The sequence below is a fragment of the Nocardioides oceani genome (assembly GCF_030412965.1).
Classification (GTDB): Bacteria; Actinomycetota; Actinomycetes; order Propionibacteriales; family Nocardioidaceae; genus Nocardioides; species Nocardioides oceani.
Map to the genome: position 1 here is coordinate 1 of NZ_JAUHJQ010000296.1, position 214 is coordinate 214.

General features: G+C 73.8%; 1 pseudogene. It reads left to right on the plus strand.

From position 1 onward, the window contains the following. Window positions 1-214 (plus strand): annotated as a pseudogene (locus QWY28_RS24125) (deoxyribodipyrimidine photo-lyase); the annotation flags it as partial.

A 214-nucleotide genomic window follows, 5' to 3' on the forward strand; every position in this document is an offset into this window, starting at 1 on the left:
CCGGGTCGACGACTACGACGAGGAGCGCAACGTCCCCGGCACGGACGGGACCTCACGGATGTCGGTGCACCTGAAGTACGGCGAGGTGCACCCCCGACAGCTCCTGGCCGACCTGGCGGGGCGCCGCAGCGCCGGCGCGGCGACGTACCGCAAGGAGCTGGCGTGGCGGGAGTTCTACGCCGACGTGCTCTGGCACCAGCCGCGGACCGCGCGG